This window comes from Candidatus Omnitrophota bacterium (assembly GCA_013791745.1).
In the GTDB taxonomy this organism is placed as follows: domain Bacteria; phylum CG03; class CG03; order CG03; family CG03; genus CG03.
Genome location: VMTH01000020.1, coordinates 1 through 16,783, shown reverse-complemented (window position 1 = coordinate 16,783; position 16,783 = coordinate 1). Strand labels below are relative to the sequence as shown.

At 47.6% G+C, this 16,783-nt stretch carries 12 protein-coding genes; 9 read left to right on the top strand and 3 right to left on the bottom strand.

Features of this window, described 5'->3' with window-relative positions; genetic code table 11:
- The 9 genes from FP827_01015 to FP827_00975 form a co-directional block, all read left to right on the top strand.
- Positions 1-157: response regulator (locus FP827_01015; protein MBA3051666.1), on the top strand; the 157-nt coding region annotated here is incomplete at its 5' end.
- On the top strand, positions 157-507 hold the full coding sequence (locus tag FP827_01010) for a hypothetical protein (protein MBA3051665.1): 351 nt from the start codon (positions 157-159) through the stop codon (positions 505-507). The genes FP827_01015 and FP827_01010, both read left to right, overlap by 1 nt.
- Before the next feature lie 12 nt (positions 508-519).
- Positions 520-2,373, top strand: a complete 1,854-nt coding sequence (locus FP827_01005; GenBank protein MBA3051664.1) for a response regulator — start codon at positions 520-522, stop codon at positions 2,371-2,373.
- On the top strand, positions 2,373-4,589 hold the full coding sequence (locus tag FP827_01000) for a PAS domain-containing protein (GenBank protein MBA3051663.1): 2,217 nt from the start codon (positions 2,373-2,375) through the stop codon (positions 4,587-4,589). The genes FP827_01005 and FP827_01000 overlap by 1 nt, the downstream gene beginning before the upstream one ends.
- 66 nt (positions 4,590-4,655) lie before the next feature.
- A complete protein-coding gene (locus tag FP827_00995; GenBank protein ID MBA3051662.1) occupies positions 4,656-6,212 on the top strand; it encodes a response regulator in 1,557 nt (518 codons plus the stop codon).
- A complete protein-coding gene (locus tag FP827_00990; protein MBA3051661.1) occupies positions 6,151-10,515 on the top strand; it encodes a hypothetical protein in 4,365 nt (1,454 codons plus the stop codon). The genes FP827_00995 and FP827_00990 overlap by 62 nt, the downstream gene beginning before the upstream one ends.
- A gap of 10 nt (positions 10,516-10,525) precedes the next feature.
- The gene (locus tag FP827_00985; protein ID MBA3051660.1) at positions 10,526-10,879 is read left to right on the top strand and encodes a response regulator; all 354 of its coding nucleotides are present in this window, start codon (positions 10,526-10,528) and stop codon (positions 10,877-10,879) included.
- Positions 10,876-12,300: a hypothetical protein gene (locus tag FP827_00980; GenBank protein MBA3051659.1), complete on the top strand. Its 1,425-nt coding sequence runs from the start codon at positions 10,876-10,878 to the stop codon at positions 12,298-12,300. Before FP827_00985 ends, FP827_00980 begins: the two co-directional genes overlap by 4 nt.
- Position 12,301: 1 nt before the next feature.
- Complete coding sequence (locus tag FP827_00975; protein MBA3051658.1) at positions 12,302-13,519, top strand: hypothetical protein; 1,218 nt, start codon at positions 12,302-12,304, stop codon at positions 13,517-13,519.
- A gap of 493 nt (positions 13,520-14,012) precedes the next feature.
- On the opposite strand, the gene FP827_00970 is transcribed toward FP827_00975, so the two are convergent.
- From FP827_00970 to FP827_00960, 3 genes are all read right to left on the bottom strand, one after another.
- Positions 14,013-15,194, bottom strand: coding sequence for a cyclic nucleotide-binding domain-containing protein (locus FP827_00970; protein ID MBA3051657.1), 1,182 nt, complete (start codon positions 15,192-15,194; stop codon positions 14,013-14,015).
- Positions 15,191-16,006: an inositol monophosphatase gene (locus FP827_00965; GenBank protein MBA3051656.1), complete on the bottom strand. Its 816-nt coding sequence runs from the start codon at positions 16,004-16,006 to the stop codon at positions 15,191-15,193. Before FP827_00965 ends, FP827_00970 begins: the two co-directional genes overlap by 4 nt.
- A partial coding sequence (locus FP827_00960; protein MBA3051655.1) for a diphosphate--fructose-6-phosphate 1-phosphotransferase occupies positions 15,984-16,783 on the bottom strand: 800 nt, incomplete at its 5' end. The genes FP827_00960 and FP827_00965, both read right to left, overlap by 23 nt.

The following is a 16,783-nucleotide window of genomic DNA, read 5'->3' as shown; positions in this document are numbered from 1 at the left end:
GGTTACCGGGTACAATACCGAGGACATTAAAGACAAAATCATAAAATGCGGAGCTGACGCGTTCCTGAGTAAACCTTTTGAGATGAAAGAACTGATGGCTAAAATTGATGAATTGCTGGGGAAGAATCGGGAAAAGGAAGAAAACAGGAGGCCGTGATGAAAAAAGTTTCAGTTAAACGAAAAAAGGCGATTTTGAATATGGAATTGTCAACATTTAAGATCCCGCCGGCCGGCGATATACTGGTGCTCGGGAAAAGCTGCGCCATAGGGCCGACAGCGGCGCTCAAGATGCTTAACACGGTGGCGCACCGTAAATTTGAGCTTATACGGCTTTCGAATAAAACTATAGAAGCGCTGTTAATAAAAAAGCAGCTCTTTCTCAGGGCGGACCGGCAAGCCCTGATTGATACAATAGTAGAAGAAACTGCCGCTATAATGAGCAATGAATGCATGCTAAGTATTAAATGTGATATTGGAATTAGGATGTCCAGGGAAATTCAGGGCTGAGATATACGTAAAATGAGACACGTTAAAGAACTATCAGAAAGGAATATCGCGGTGGTTTCCGGCTCTCACAGCATCGGTGACGCGGTCAGGATGGTTGACGGCAAAGAAATTGATTATCTTGTAGTAAAGTTCAGGGGAGAAATAAAAGGAATAATACCGCTGCGGCATATTATAGGATATCCTTCTTCAAGATTACTGGCGGACTGTCCTGTAACGGCTGTTGAAAAAATACCTGATTCAGTTTCGGCACAAGAAGCTCTTAAATTGATGGACAATAAAAAGGCGGAAATTTCCCTGCTTATGGGTAAGAATAATGAACCCTTGTCAGTTATAAAACGGGAGAAGATTATCGCGTACCTTTCAACGGGCAATGAACTGAAGAAACTGTATGATGAAAAAAAAGAATACGAATTCATCGTTAATAATTCAAAAGAATTAATGACGATAATTGACCGTAATTATACATACACGGCGGCCAATGACGCGTATTGCCGCGCGCACGGCAGAAAGAGGGAAGAAATCGTGGGTAAAACCATCGCGGAGATATGGGGCAGGGAGACTTTTGAAAGAAAAATAAAAAATTATATTGACCGGGCTTTAAACGGCGAGGAAGTTCATTACAGCGAAGCTTTCGAATTCTCAGCATCGCCAACCCGCTACTTTGATGTGTCCTACTACCCGTATAAACGGAGAAATTCTGAAATCAGTTATCTCGTCACTGTTACCCGTGATATTACCGAACAGGATAAAATGCAGAAAAAAATGTTACAGCAGTCAAGGCTGGCGGGGGTGGGCCGTCTTGCCGCCGGCGTTGCTCATGAATTAAATAATCCGCTGACCACAATAGTTTCGCTGAATGACCTTATTTCACTGACTGCCGAAGACAGGTTAAATGATGATGATAAGAAAAATCTCGCCATAATAAAAAAGGAATCGCTCAGAATGAAGAAAATAATATTGAGCCTGCTGTCATTGAGCCGTGAAAAAAAGATGCCGAATAAAAACTTTTACAATATTGAAGAAATCATTGATGAAGCGATCGGCCTTGCCAATATTAAAGCAGAGGGGATCTTTATGAAAAGGGAGAAAGGCCAATTGTCCAATATCAATATAGACCGCGAAGAGGTTTTGGGAGCGCTCTTAAACATTATTATAAACGGTATTTATGCCATGAAAGACATTAAAAAAAGAACATTTAAAATAACTACGATATTTGATAAAAAGCGGAATGAGATAGCTATAGACATAGAAGACAATGGCGAGGGGATAGACGAGACGGTCATAAAAAAAATATTTGATCCATTCTTTACGACAAAACCGGTGAATGTCGGAACTGGCCTGGGCCTTTCAGAAGTATATGGCGTTATGCAGAAACACGGAGGAAGTGTGGAAGTCAAGAGTGCCAAAGGGAAAGGAACCAGTATTGTACTCAGGTTTCCTTGTAAAGAAAAACTAAGAGGACTCAATCAATCTCCCTGCATATATAGAATGCTGGTGATTGACGACGACATACAATTACTGAGCTTCGTACGGAAAGCGCTGGAAATGACAGGGAGATACGAAGTATTTACCGCCGGCGATGGTTTTTCCGGCGCAAAGATTTTACACTCAAACAATTTTGATGTTATTGTCCTGGATATAAGGCTCCCCGGCCACGACGGTTACAATCTGTGCGCAGAAATCAAAAGCTATGATGCCGCGATAAAAATCCTCGCCATTACAGGTGATGGCCGTGAGGGTGTCAGAGAGAAGATACTTGCCGCCGGTGCTGATGGATTTTTGCAAAAGCCGTTTAAGGGAGAAGAACTGGAAAAAGAAATCAACAGTGTATTAAATAACATAAGTGTAAATGGAGGATTAAAATAATGGAATTAATTTGTAAATGGTTTCAAAATAATTTGGATATCGTCTTTTTTGTTTACGGATTTGCCTTCGTTACCATGGGTATAATCATCTGGGCGCAGCAGAAAAAGGAGAGCTCTTTCCGAATCGCGAATATTTTATGGCTGTTGGCGGGATTCGGCGCGATTCACGGAGTAAATGAATGGCTGGATATGTGGTCAATAATCAGGGGGGGAAATCAAATACTGGATTTGATCCGCTGGTTCTGTCTTTTTGTTTCTTATTTATTTCTATTTGAATTCGGGCGCCGGCTTTTTAGAATTACCGAAGATGCGTGCCCGGCCTGGCGGAAGAAGATTGCTGAAGCGCTGGCATGGTGGCTGTCTCCGCTGATAGCGATCTGCATTCTTATTTTAGGGTTTGCATCTTCCGACTTCTGGAAAATCGGAAGTAACTGGACAAGGTATCTCTTAGGTTTTCCGGGCGGCGTACTTAGCGGGCTCGGGTTTCTTTCATATTATCGGTGCTCCCGGCGGCAATTAGAACAGCTAAAACTAAAAAAGTATTTTTTGCTCGCGGGTTTATCCTTCCTTATTTATGGTTTCCTGGGCGGACTGGTTGTTTCAAAAGCTGATTTCTTCCCATTTAACTGGCTCAACAGCGATTCATTTTTTTTAGCTGTAAAAATACCGGTTCAAGTTTTCAGAGCTATCTGCGCGGTATGCATTCTTTGGGGAGTGAGCGGAATGCTTGAAATTTTCAGAGACGAGAATTTGAGAAATATCCGTAATGCCCTGGCAGAAAGAGAAAAAATCACCGAAGGCATTGACGAAGGCCTTCTCCTGCTCGATAGAAACTTTAAAATTATCTGGGCGAACAAAAAGGAGAGAGATTCTTACGGGGAGATCGCCGGAGACTATTGTTATCATGCCACGCATAATAGAAATGATATTTGCTCTCCGCCTCATGATATCTGTCCGGTAACCGAGGTTATGCGAACAGGTAAGCCGGTAACTGTTCTACATACACATTTTGATAACAAAGGTAATGCGGCGTGGATTGAAGTAAGCGCCTATCCCATAAGGAATAAAGCCGGGGAGATAGTTGAATTTGTCCATGTATCGCGGGATGTAACGGAAAAGGTGAAACTTGAGGAGACTATTAAAAGTATTGGCGACCCGCTGATTATAATAAATCCGAAAGGCAGCATAATCGTCGCGAATCCGCCTATTCTCAGATTGACCGGATATAGGGAAGAGGAACTTATAGGGAAGCCGGCCGATATATTGTTTACTGACGACACTCGGATGGAGAGTGTCATTAAAAGACTTAAAGGAAACGATGTTGTCCAAAATATTGAAATAGAAATTCTTGGTCAGGGAGGAGACAAGATCATTGTTTCATTAAGCGCTTCGTTGGTAAAACATAAAGGGGAACTCCTTGATATTGTTTGTATTTTAAGAGATATCAGAGAGATAAATCAACTTCAGGCGGAGCTTATTCAAGCGGCCAAACTATCAAGTATAGGGCGGCTCGCCGCAGGCGTCGCGCACGAGCTCAATAACCCCCTTACAACTATTATCGCCAGAGTTGATCTGCTCGCATATATATCCGCGAAGACATTGAGCGATGAAGATAAAAAAACTTTAGCTATCGTAAAATCAGAGGCGTTACGGATGAAGGATATAATAGGCGGCATTCAAACATTCAGCAAAAAAAGTGGCGGAGTTACAAAAGACAAGATAGACCTGAACTCTATTATACGGAAAGTAGAGAGCTTTATGAATTCAGATATTACCAGCTCAAAGATAAAGATTGTTAACGAACTATCGGATATACCGGAAATAACAGCAAACGCGGATACGATCATGCGGATTTTCATAAATCTTTTTTCAAACAGCATAGACGCGCTGAACGGCCAGGCGCGTATAAACAAAGAATGGAAAATGATAAATGCGTCAACGGAATACTGCGGTGAAAAGGATATAGTGAAAATTAAAATAAAGGATAACGGCCCCGGCATGAATGAGAAAACGCGAAAATCTATTTTTGAGCCGTTTTTTACGACGAAGGATAAAGGAACCGGTTTGGGACTCTCAATTGTTTACGGCATAGTAAAAGACCACGGCGGAGATATATACGTTGACAGCAAAGAAGGCGAATATACGGAGTTTGTTGTGGCTTTGCCGGTGGCCGGAGCTGGAAGAAAACCAATGGCAGCGAACGATTACATCATATAGCGGAAGAAAGAGATTGGAGGACAGGAGTAAGGATAAAGGAAAAAACAACGAAACGGAGATAAATATATGAACAGAAAAATACTGGTTGTGGATGATGAAGAAACGATAAGATCCGTCTGCGCTATGATATTGCAAACCGCGCAATATGAAGTGGATACGGCGTCCGGAATAAGTGAAGCGATGGGGAAATTAAGTTCCGCCGACTACGGGCTTGTTCTCACGGATCTTAGGATGGGTGAGGATAGGGGTGAAGATCTGATCAAGATGGTGAAAGAGAGATCGCCAGAAACGGGCGTTATTGTTATGACAGGTTATATTGACATCAATAACGCTGTCGCGTGTATGAGAAACGGCGCCGCTGATTATCTGCCCAAACCTTTTGAGATGGATGAACTTATCAGGGTTGTAGAAAGATTTTTCAAGACGAGACATCTGGAGAATAAAGTGAGCAGCCTCACTGATATTGTCGGGCTTTACCGGATCACTCTCGCGATCGGCCGGATTAAACCTCTGGATGAGGTTTTAGACCTTATTCTGAAGACAGCCGAAGAGCAGCTCTCCGCTGACGGGGGTTCTATAACTCTGTGGAACGAGGATGAAAAAGCGCTTATTGTGACGACGGCGAGCGGCGCTGACAGGGAAAAAGCTCTCGGTAAAAAAATCCGCCTCGGAGAGAGGGTTTGCGGTTATGCCGCCGCCAAGCTTGAACCGGTCATTGTTAACGATGAACTGAATAAAGACGCCCGTTTCAGGGGTGAAAAAACTTACGACGGGGTGAAGTCGGGGATAAGCGCTCCGATGATCCTTCAGGATAAGCTGATAGGCACTTTGAATCTGAAAAGAATGAAGACGGATAATAAATTTACTCAGACCGACCTTGAAAGAGCTTTTGTTCTCGCTCAGATCGCGGCCCTGGCGATTTCCAACTCAAAAATCTATGAAAAAATGAAGGAGGTGTCGGAACTCAAAACGAAATTTTTGTCAAATGTGTCGCATGAGCTCAGAACGCCTCTTACGGCGATAAAAGGCGCCGCGGATTTATATGAAAAATTAGAGAAAGATGAAAGCGGCAGAAAAAAAATAATGGCAATCGTCAAAAACAATACCGTCAGAATGCTTGTTCTGGTGAAAGACCTTCTGTCCGTGGCGGAAATAGAAAGAGACATTATCAAGTTGACAAAAACCGAAACGGATATATTCCTGTGTCTGGCCAACTCCATAGCCGCCGTTAGCAACAGGGCAGAAGAAAAAAATATACGCATTAAATACAAAAAGGACAAACCTCTTTTCATACTTTGCGACGGCGTCAGAATGGAGCAGGTATTTATCAATATACTGGACAATGCCTTAAAATTTTCTCCGGAGGGTAGCGAAGTTTCCGTCCGCGTTTCAGTTTCCGGTGAAAAAGCGGAAATAGTTTTTTCCGACGCCGGCCCCGGAATAGCCGATGAAGAGCGGTTAAAGGTGTTTGACAGATTTTACCAGACGGGAAATTCCCTTTTTCACAAAGCAAAAGGTTTCGGCCTGGGGCTCTCAATAGTTAAACAGCTTGTGGATAAGCATGGGGGGACAGCGGCGACACGCGCGCGGAGAGGCAGGAAAAAGGCGCGGAATTCATCGTAACTTTGCCGCTGTTGCCGGAAACCGCGAAAAAGAAAAGGAGAAAAACTTGAAACCGCGCCATAAGCAAACGCGTCACTTGCTATTCGGAGCGGGCCATATGAGTGAGGGGTTTTGCCTCGTTCCCGAAACGACAATGCATAAGGCCAAGCATAATTGCAGGCGAAGCCTGAATAGGCAGCGAACTTCATGCGTGAGCGGCCGTCGACGGATAGCAAGCGACGCGTATGTTCTTGCTTATTTGATATTTTTTGCTTTTTTTCCCGCTATGGCCTCGGCCTCCAAAACCGTTCAGGAAAAGGACGCGGCAGCTTTCTCGCAGGGGGAATTCGGCGGAACTCTCGCTTACGGTGACAGGATATACTGCGAAAACCGCTGGAGCGCTCTCAACGGCAATATAGGGCCCCGGAGCAACAGCCGGGCGGCTTACGCGGACAAAGTGATCCTTTTCGGCGGAAGATCTTCCACCTCCTCTATGATACTGCACAACACGACATACGCTTTTAATCCGGCCTCAGGTTCATGGGATGAAATAAGCGTTTCCACTGCTCCCTCCAAACGCATAAGTTTCGCCATGGCAGATGACGGAACTGGCGATATAGTGCTGTTCGGGGGCTATGACGGCGTGAATGTTTTTGACGACACATGGATATTTTCGGGAAACGACTGGTCACAGGTGGAGTGCTCCACTCATCCTTCCATGCGCATGGGAACGGCATCAGCAAAACTTTCGGCAGATAAGATTATTCTTTTCGGAGGAAAGAAAGGCGCCGTGTCTTATTCTGACACATGGATCTTTAATATTACGGCCTCGTCATGGACGCTTCTCAATCCGCCTGTTTCGCCGTCGGCGCGGGCAAATCACGCCATGGCCCCCGCGGGAGAAGGGAAAGTGCTGCTATACGGCGGTGAAAGCGGGAGCTATCTAAAGGACTGCTGGATTTATGATGGCAGCTCCGCTTCCTGGACGGAAATAGATGTTTCCGCCTCAAATCCGGGGCAAAGAAGCGGTGCGGCTATGGTTTACGACTCGGGTATTGAAAGAATTATACTGTTCGGCGGCGAGGTGGAAACGCTGGGCGAATACAGCTACAACAAAGCCCTGTGGATGTTTAATCCCGTATCCGCCGCCTGGACGCAGCTTAGCGCCCTGAACGCCGATTCCGGCAAACCCGAAGGCCGACGGCATCACATATTCTGCCACAGCCCCGGATACGGCAATATTCTTTTCGGCGGCGGCACGGCGGAAACAACTTTCACTAACAATAAAATATTTTCCGATCTTAAAAAATATGTGATAAATTCGTCCGGCACTTACACGACAAAAATTTATGACACCGGCGTTTCGGTCAATCCCGTTGAATACAAAAGCTTCTGGCGTTATTTCGCCGGAACGGGCGATATAAAATATCAGATCGCCACATCATCCGATCCCGCCGGCCTTAGCTACACCGGGCCAACCGGCGAAAATTCTTATTACAACGCCAGCCCGCTGACGCCGGAAGCAACCCGCGACGGCGGAAGATATTTCAGCGTGAGGTTTTTTCTTTCATGCGTTCCCGGAAATGTTTCCTCTTTTTACTTATCCGAACTGAATATGAAATACAATCACCTGCCGGAGGATCCCGTTTTATACGGAAAGATAATGCAAAACGGAGATTCCATCTTTCAGTCATCACAAAACAGGGCATGGTTTTACTGGTACAACGCCATCGACCCCGACGACGATGAGCATTCGCACTCTTATGAGATGCGGCTGTCCACATCGCCTGATTTTGCGGTATATATCTCATCATCGGGCATTCCCTGTCAGGAAGGCATAACTTATTCCTACTACCATCCCGATGATTTTTATCCTGAGGGGAGATATTACTGGAAAGTGCGCGCCTCGGACGATTACGGCTCCAGCGGATTCTCGGATGCGTGGAGCTTTTATGTTGACACAACGGCTCCTTCGGCTGTCACCGACCTGACGGCGGAGAAAATCCTTGACAGCCCGGGCTCGGTATCTCTGTCGTGGACCGCAACCGGCGACGACGGTACAACGGGGGATATTACAGGCGGGCAAATACGCGTACAATGGAAAAAATGGCTACCTCTCACCGTCTGGTACACGGCGGGATATACTGAAAAAATAATATCCGCGTCTGTGTCCCCGGGCGAACGGCGCTCTGTCATAATAGACGGCCTTGGCGACGGCGCGTCATATTATTTTGTCATCGCCTTAAAGGACGAGGTTATAGATCCCAACAGAAACCTCGGCTCAATTTCCAACAACGCTTTTTCATGGACGCAGTCGCCTCCGGAAATATCATCCGTCACTTCTCCAGCGCAGTATGATATCCTCTCGGGGACAGCCGGAGTATCGTATTCCCTTTCCGACGCCGACAAGCCGGAAGATGAAATGAGCGTTTCTGTTTATTTGAGCACGGATTCCATGATCTCATGGCACACGATCGCTGATGCTATCGCCGGCGGCACGACATTTTTCTTCTTTGATACGCTGGCCTTTCCGAATTCGGATTTCTGCAATATAAGAGTGACAGCGTCCGACAGAGCGGGGCTGAGCGGCGAGAAAATATCGGATGTGTTCCTTATACGGAATCCCAATTATCCGCCTTCCGTTGAATTCACCGCGCCCGGGGAAAACGACAATCTGACAGGCGAGGTGTGGGTGAGCTGGGACATAAGCGACGGCAATCCGACAGACACGCATTTAAGCAGCTTGAGCATATCAACGAATTCGCTCAACTGGATTTCCATCGCCGAAAACATTTCCGATACCTATGTGTCATTCAACAGCCGTCTTTTTAAAGACGGGGCATATTATCTCAAAATAGCGGTGGAAGATTCGCCCGCGGACCCGCTGACGGGGGAGGCGATAATACAGGTATCAATACTGAACGGCAACACGAAGCCGGAAGCTTTTTCCCTTATATCTCCCGCCGACGGCGCTGTCCTTAACAGCGAGGAAATTTCCTTTACATGGAACGAAGCCGCCGACAGCGACGGGGACGCCGTCCGTTATGTTCTGTACTACTCCACTCATCCCGATTTCGCGCAATCCGAAAGCGCCGAAACATCCCTCACCGGCCACAGCGCTACGCTGGCAAACCTGAACGATTATTACTGGAAAGTCAAAGCTGTTGATTTCAGGGGGCTGGAAAGAGAGAGTTCGGAAATCTTCAATTTTACTGTCCTGCGCGGCAGTATGACAGCCGTCAGAACATCTCCGTTAAACGGCGCCTACATCGTGAACATGACTTCCGTGACTTTTTATTTCAACAACCCGGTTTCCGCCGAATCTGCGGCGGAAATTTCCGTGCGGGAATCGTCGCAGGCCGTGGCGGTCACCTCCGAGATCACCGGCGCAAAAAATAATGTCCTCGTGCTGAGGCGTAATTTCTCATATCCCAAAGACATAAGCGTTTCAATAGCGGGGGTGAAGGACACGGACGGAAACACCGTTTACGGTGAAACAGAATTCGCGTGGAAAAATTTTATGCCGGCGAACAGCTTCGCCGTCGTTGATTTCCCCGGAGATAACCTGACCGTCACCGTGGATTCGGCCTGTTTCGCGGAAGCCTCTTTTGTGGACATAGCGAGAGACTATGCCACGGGCGCGGCCGCGCGGGAGAACATGGAAATGTCGCGCGCGGCGAAATTTACCGCTGATTACGGCTGGCGCGTAGAGGCCGTCGGCCTCGCAGGCAACAGCTTGATCCCGTCAAAAGCGCTGAGACTGACAGCCGGCTACACCGCGGCCGGGGATTTCAGCCGTATAAGGGCCGATAATATTTTCGCTCTGGAGTATGTGTCGGGGCAATGGACAAAAATGATTTCGGCGCTGGGCGCTCCGCCTCTGCGGATGCAACATTTCAGCATGCCATCCGCCACGGCAGACTTGCAGCGGCGCACTCCGCCACAGGCGGATGAAACATTTCAGCCCGCCGCGGCGGGGCCGGGCGGCGACATCAGCTTTTTCGCCTCATCCGTTGGCCCTTATGCCCTGGCGGCCGTGAAGGAAGCGGCATCCCTTGCGCCGCCGCTCATCAACAAGCCCAATCCCTTCAGCGCAACGACCGAGATATGGGCGAACAACCCGTCCAATACACCGGTGACAGTGGTGATATTCGCCCTGACGGGAGAAAAAGTTTACGAGAGGGTTTACACCGCCGCGGAAGCGTCCCCCGTTGTATGGGACGGACGGGATCTCGCGGGATTCAAACTCCCCGACGGGATGTATCATTTATCGGTGACAGCTTCGGGTAAGGAACACGGTAAGCTTTTGGGAATAATAAAATAAGGAGAACAAAATGAAAAAAGTGCTGATCGTTGAGGATGAAAAAGATATCGCCGAGATCATTAAGATGTCTCTTGAGATGGAAGGGTTTAACGCCGAAATAGCCCTGGACGGCCTTGCAGGGTTGGAAAAAATAGAATCTTTCAAGCCGGATATAATCATTCTTGACATCATTATGGAAGGAATGGACGGCATGCAATTCAGGAAAAGCATGACAAAAGATATTCCTGTTATTGTCGCCAGCGCCTGCGATAAAAACACGCGGTCAAAGGTGGAGTCGGAAATTAAAGTGAATTCCTGGCTGGAAAAACCCTTTGAAATAGACGAACTCGTCAACGAGGTAAAATTGCTGACAGGAGGTAAATGAACAGAAAACAGGATGCATTCGCTATCGCGGCGCTGTTATTATTTGCCGCCGGAGCGCGCGCCGTCAGCACGGGAGAGACGCTTTATTCCGTTCACGGAGCGCGCGACGAGGGCATCGCCGGATCCGGCGTGAGCTTTCTTTATCCGCAGATGGATTCCTTTTTTAATTCGGAGAATATTTCCGCCACAAGCTCCGAGCTGGATTGGGGCACCTCCGCCCGGCGCGTAGATTACGCCAGGCCCGGGAAAATAGCCGCGGGCATATCTATCATACAGTTTCAGAGCGCCTCTTCCGATGTCCTTGACGAACTCAACAACAGCGGCGGTTCTTTCAGGCAGTCCGAAACGCTCCTGCGGCTTTCAGGCGCGACCTCTTCCGAACATTTGTCGGCGGCCTTATCTTTTGATTACATGAAACAGGCGATCTTCGGTTACAGCGGGGCCGCCTACGGCCTCGGCGCGGCTGCCGGCTGGATGCCTTTCGGCAGGGAAGTGCTGAGAAAAGAAAGGGTTTATCTGCCGCTTAACATAGGTTTTGCCGCCCAGAACATATTCGCTTCAGAACTCAATACCGGCCTTGAGAGCGAAGCTCTCCCTCTGAACACCCATTTGTTCGTAAATTCCAACTTATTCGCCGGAGGCCTCTGCCTGTACTACAAAAAAAGCCTTATGGACACAGCTCTCAGGAACGAAGCGAGAACAGCCATGGGTATGGAACTGCGCATGTCTGATGAAGTCGTCATAAGGGCTGGCAAAGACGATTTCGCCGTATCTTACGGCGCGGGCATCACTTTTGGCAGATTTTTTCTGGACATAGCCGCCATAAACGGAGAAAGCGGCTCGCGCATGGCCCTGAGCGCCGGATTCAAATTTTCTTACATATCCTCGGTTTCGGAACAGATCATAAGCGAAAAAGAAGCGGAAATAAAAAAACTGGCGAAGGAACTTGCCGTTCTCAAAGATTCTTCCGGCTCCATGACCGACGAAGAAAGGGACTGGCTTCTGAAAATGCTCGCGCAGATGCAGAAGGATATAGCCATGAGAGATTTCGCCAAGGCCGCCGCGACAATCAACACCATCCTCGCGCGATATGGCAATCTGCTGAAAGAAGGATCGGCGAAACTCACAAAAAGCGAAGCGCGGAAACTCGCCGGAAAAGCCAGGTCATATATGGAACAGGGAAATTACAGCGAGGCCAAAAAGCTGATTTTGGAGGCGCTGAATGTACTCAGGGGGGATGTTTCGGTCGAAGAAATCAGTTATCTCATTGACGCTCACGCCGCCGTAGCCGAGGGCAAGTACGCCCTCGCCAGGGCCGTTCTGGCGGAGGGAATTATTATTAACCCCGGAAGTAAAGAGATGATACAGCTGATGAAAAGGATAGACAAATTTATGTACATAGTGCAGGAAGGGGAGAAATAAAATGAGAGTATACTTTGCGGCAATATGCGTGTTTTGTTTGATCTCTTTATCCCATGCCGCTGCCGCGGATGATGACGCGTACAAAAAAGGCGTTGCCGCCTATATAGCCGGAAATTCGGATGAGGCGATGCTGCAGCTTTATAAGGCCCACACGGCAAATCCCGACGACAACAAAACCAAATTGCTTCTCGCCGAAGTTTATATAGACCAGGCGTCAAAGGCCATGGCCTCGGGAGATTATGTCGCCGCGTCAAAATATGTGCATGAGGCGGACAAGCTCAAGGTCATGGATGACAAAGTCATCAGGCTCAGGGAGAGCCTGAAAACGCTCTCGGAGAAAACTCCGGAAAAAACGCCGGAAAAAACTCCGGAGCCGAAAAAACCGACGGCGACGGTAAAAAAACCCGTTAAAAAAACAGCGGTTACGCCCCAACCCCGTGTCAGCGCGGCAAAAGCGCCGGAAAGAGCCGCCAGCGAACCCATAATCATAAGGGAACGGATCATAGAGCGTTTTTCTCCGTCGGCGGACTGGAAGAAAACGACTTTCATCGGAATTATTTTTCTTGCGTTTATCACTGCTATAGCGCTTATTTTTTTCAAGCTCTATTTGAACGAACGCGCCAAAGAGTCTGTTTTTCTTGAAGAAAAACTGGCTTCGGAAAAAAGGATACAGAGAGAACTGGACGCCCTCAAAGAATCGGCCGCGCAGGTCAAGGCGGAACTCGCCGAGGAAAAAATGAAAGCGGCTCTGGCAGTCTCTCATAACCGAAAAAATTCGGAAAAAAACAAGAAAGATGAAAAAATAGATATCGTTTTAAAAAAAATGGAGGATTCCCTTGACTCCGTAAGGTCACAGCGGGATCGGGCGCGGGAGGCGGAGAAACCGGCTTTTACGACGAAAACAAGCACTATCCAGTTAACAGATTTTCTGCCTGAATATACAGATATTCCTCTTGACGCGTCTTCCTTATCGGAAATGCTGGGAAGAGCCTCCGGCAACTCGGCGAGGCTGAACCTTTTGTGGGCGCTCGGCAATAAAACCGAATTGAAGGCCGTGGATACGCTGAAAGAACATCTGGATAAGGCAAAGGGCGAAGAATACAGAGAAATACTGAAGTCATTGAAGAAAATAGCGCTTCGTCCTGATACGGCGCAAACGGTTAAAACGGCGGTTGAGAACATTTTTTCCGCCCAAAGACGCAAAGGCATAATAATTTAACCTGACAAACACCGCTATGCCGCAGCAAAGGAAAGCCGCGCTAAACACAAAGATACGGGTGAAACCCGGAAAATGTCTTTTAAAAAATCAATAAATGAGCCGGCGGGCCGTTTGCGGCGTTTTTTTTAACAGGGCCATACTCAGCCATAGGCCAAAGGCTTAAATCAAAAGAAATGGGGAAAGCGGCGAGCGCTGTTTTTTAGAAAATAATTATAATTGTTAGTTTTGCCCGAAAAATTAGTTATCTTGGGTGTGAAAAGTTCGCGCACATTATTAGATATGCAGTCAAAGTATTTTTATTACAGCGCATTTGCAGATAAAATTGACATTTTGTATTAAACCGTCTCGCCCCCTTGGATCGCTCTAAAAGTTTACATAATAAATATTATCGTAAGTTAAATTTGGGAGAAAGGGGGCGTATTTAGGATCAAGAACAAGGCCCGGCAATGGTTTTATATGGCCTGGTGCGCCTTTTGAAAAAGACGCTTCCCTTTCAGAGTTTCAGGTTTTCAGCCGGAATTGAAAACGGCGAATCAATCAGGGCCTGATTTGAATTATCCAGGCGTTCTATAAAAGCCGAAATAAATGTCCTGTAAAGCTTCAGGGCTATGTCCTGGTGCTCAAGAAGGATCTGCTCGAGGTGATCCCTGTCAATTTGAAACAACACGGAGTCCGCAAGGGCCTGCGCCGCGGCGGATCTTCTCATTTTTCTCAACAGCGCCATTTCTCCGAAAAATTCCCCGGGATGCATTGTAGCGAGGTATTTTTCACCGGAAGATGCCTGAATGCCCGAATTGCGGCTTATTTTTATTTTACCCGAGAGCACTATATAGAAATTTCTGCCCTCAATATTCTCCGAAAAGACCATTTGCCCTTCCCGGACGAAGATTTTTTTGCCAGCCCTGATGACTAGCCTGAGGTCGTCATCGCTGAATTCTTCAAATATGCGTGTTTTTTTTAAAAAATCTATTACTCTCGCGTATGAGTTGATACGGTTATAGTCCGCGGATGATATCTTAGAGAAGCGCAAAGCCGTGTGGCAATGATCTCCCGCAAGGGTTGACCTCAGTTTAACGGCTTTAAGAGAATACTTTTCCCCCTCTTCAATACTGAAACAGCAAAAGAAGAAATCCCTGTCAGGAAGCCCTGTTTTCGTGTTTACGGAAAGGCCGCCCGCCGATATGTTTCTGATGCGCGCGTCAAATTTTTTCGTGCGGGTCTCGTCCTCGTAAAGCTCAAAGGGAACACTCGCCCTCAAACGCGGCGCTTCCCTTTTCTCGCTCGTTACTTTCGCGGTTTTTCCCAGTTTTATGACCCCGAATTCCGCCTGTTTCCGGGGAAGAATGTTCTGCCCCAGGGCCTGTTTTATCTTTTCCGCGAGATTACCCGCGAAATCTTTGTCCCGGGCATAATATAGAGCCGGGCGGGAGAATATGAATACGGGAATCTTCCTGTCTTTCCGGACAAGCAGTTTTTTAAAGGATTCATCCTTTGCCATGTTCTCCGAATCACCGGAAAGCATAATGATATTGACAATGTTTTTAACGGTGAAGCCCGCGAATTTATCAAGATTGTCAAAACTGAAATAACTGAACTCATAAACCGCCAGGCTTTGGATTATGGTATCATAAAGTTCCTTATCTTTGCCGATGAAGACTATGGTATAAACATTCACGGTTTATTTTTTTCGCCTATCAGTGAGAGCATTTTTTTGTGCAGAAGGCCGTTGCTGGCGAGAATGCTGCGGTTTTTGCGTATATATGTCTCGTCGCATTTGATTTTCGCGTTTTTATAATCGGTCACCCTGCCCCCCGCTTCTTCTATAAGGAGTACGCCAGCGGCAATATCCCACGGATAGAGATTCTGTTCCCAGAAGCCGTCAAAACGCCCGCAGGCCGTGTAGGCCATATCAAGAGCCGCCGAGCCCGGCCTTCTGATACCCTGGGACACGACGAGAAATTTCCTGAAAATCCGCAGGACTTTGTCAGGTTTTTGCCACACATCATAAGGAAAGCCCGTTGACAGCAGCGCTCTGGCTGTTTTTTTAACAGCCGAAACCCTTATCTTTTTGCCGTTGAGGAAGGCTCCCTTCCCCTTTAGCGCCCAGAAGATCTCCCCTGTCGGCGGATTGAGCGTTATTCCCATCACAGGGTCGCCGTTTTTGACAAGAGCTATATTGACGGCCCATGTCGGGTCGCCGTGAGCGTAATTTACCGTGCCGTCTATGGGATCTATCACCCACATGGTCCCGCTGAGTTTTTTGACCGTGTTTTCCTCGCAGAGAAAACCGAAATCGCCCAGTTTGGACAATTCATCTATGAGTATTCTCTCGCTTTTCTTATCGGCGTCCGTGACCGGATTGATAGCGCCCTTGTATTCGACGCTGATGTTTTTCTGCATGGAAAGAGCCGCGCGGCCCGCCTTCCTAGCGGCGGCAACGGCTTTTTTCAGTATAGAACCGGCGTTATTTTTTCTTTGCAACGGGATATGCTTTTATTCTGCCTATTTCAGGGAGTTTGCCGACGATGGGCGCGGCATAATCAATAAAGGCGCGCGTTACATCGTTTCCCGATCGGGAAATGAAATTAGCCGGCATTTCTTTTGTTTCTTTCGCCACATCCTTAAGCGGAACCCTCTCGTAATAAACAGAGTATTTTCTGCCTTTCCGGCGTCTTATGGCTATTGAACCGTCAATGTCTCCCGAAAGCGCTGTTTTCACGGCGGTTATTCCTACCGCGCGGGCCTCGGCGGCGTCGGCGGCGGAGACACTGCCCGGGAAAGACCTCTGTATGTAACCGAAGGTGTCGGCGCGGACGCGGCTTATGGATGTCTTCGCCTTTATTTCGGCGGCGAGGAGATCTCCCAGCGCGCCGGAGCCGCTAAGCTGGGCGTTGCCGTGAGCGTCCACTTCCTTTATGAATTTACTCGCTATGGGAACGCCTTTGCTGTCGGAAATACCCTCCGAAACAGCGACGACACAACGCCCTAATTTTTTATAAACTTTTTTGACATCTTCCACGAATTTCTTCAAGCTGAAAGGCCTTTCGGGAAGATATATCAGATGCGGGCCGTCATCCTTATAGACTCTGGCCAGCGCTGAGGCGGCTGTGAGAAAACCCGCGTGACGGCCCATTATGATGTCTATTTTCACCCCTGGAAGAGCCCTGTTGTCAAGATTGTCGCCCATGAGGGCGCAGGCCACAAAACGCGCCGCCGACCCGAAGCCGGGAGTGTGGTCGTTTTCACGAAGATCATTATCTATGG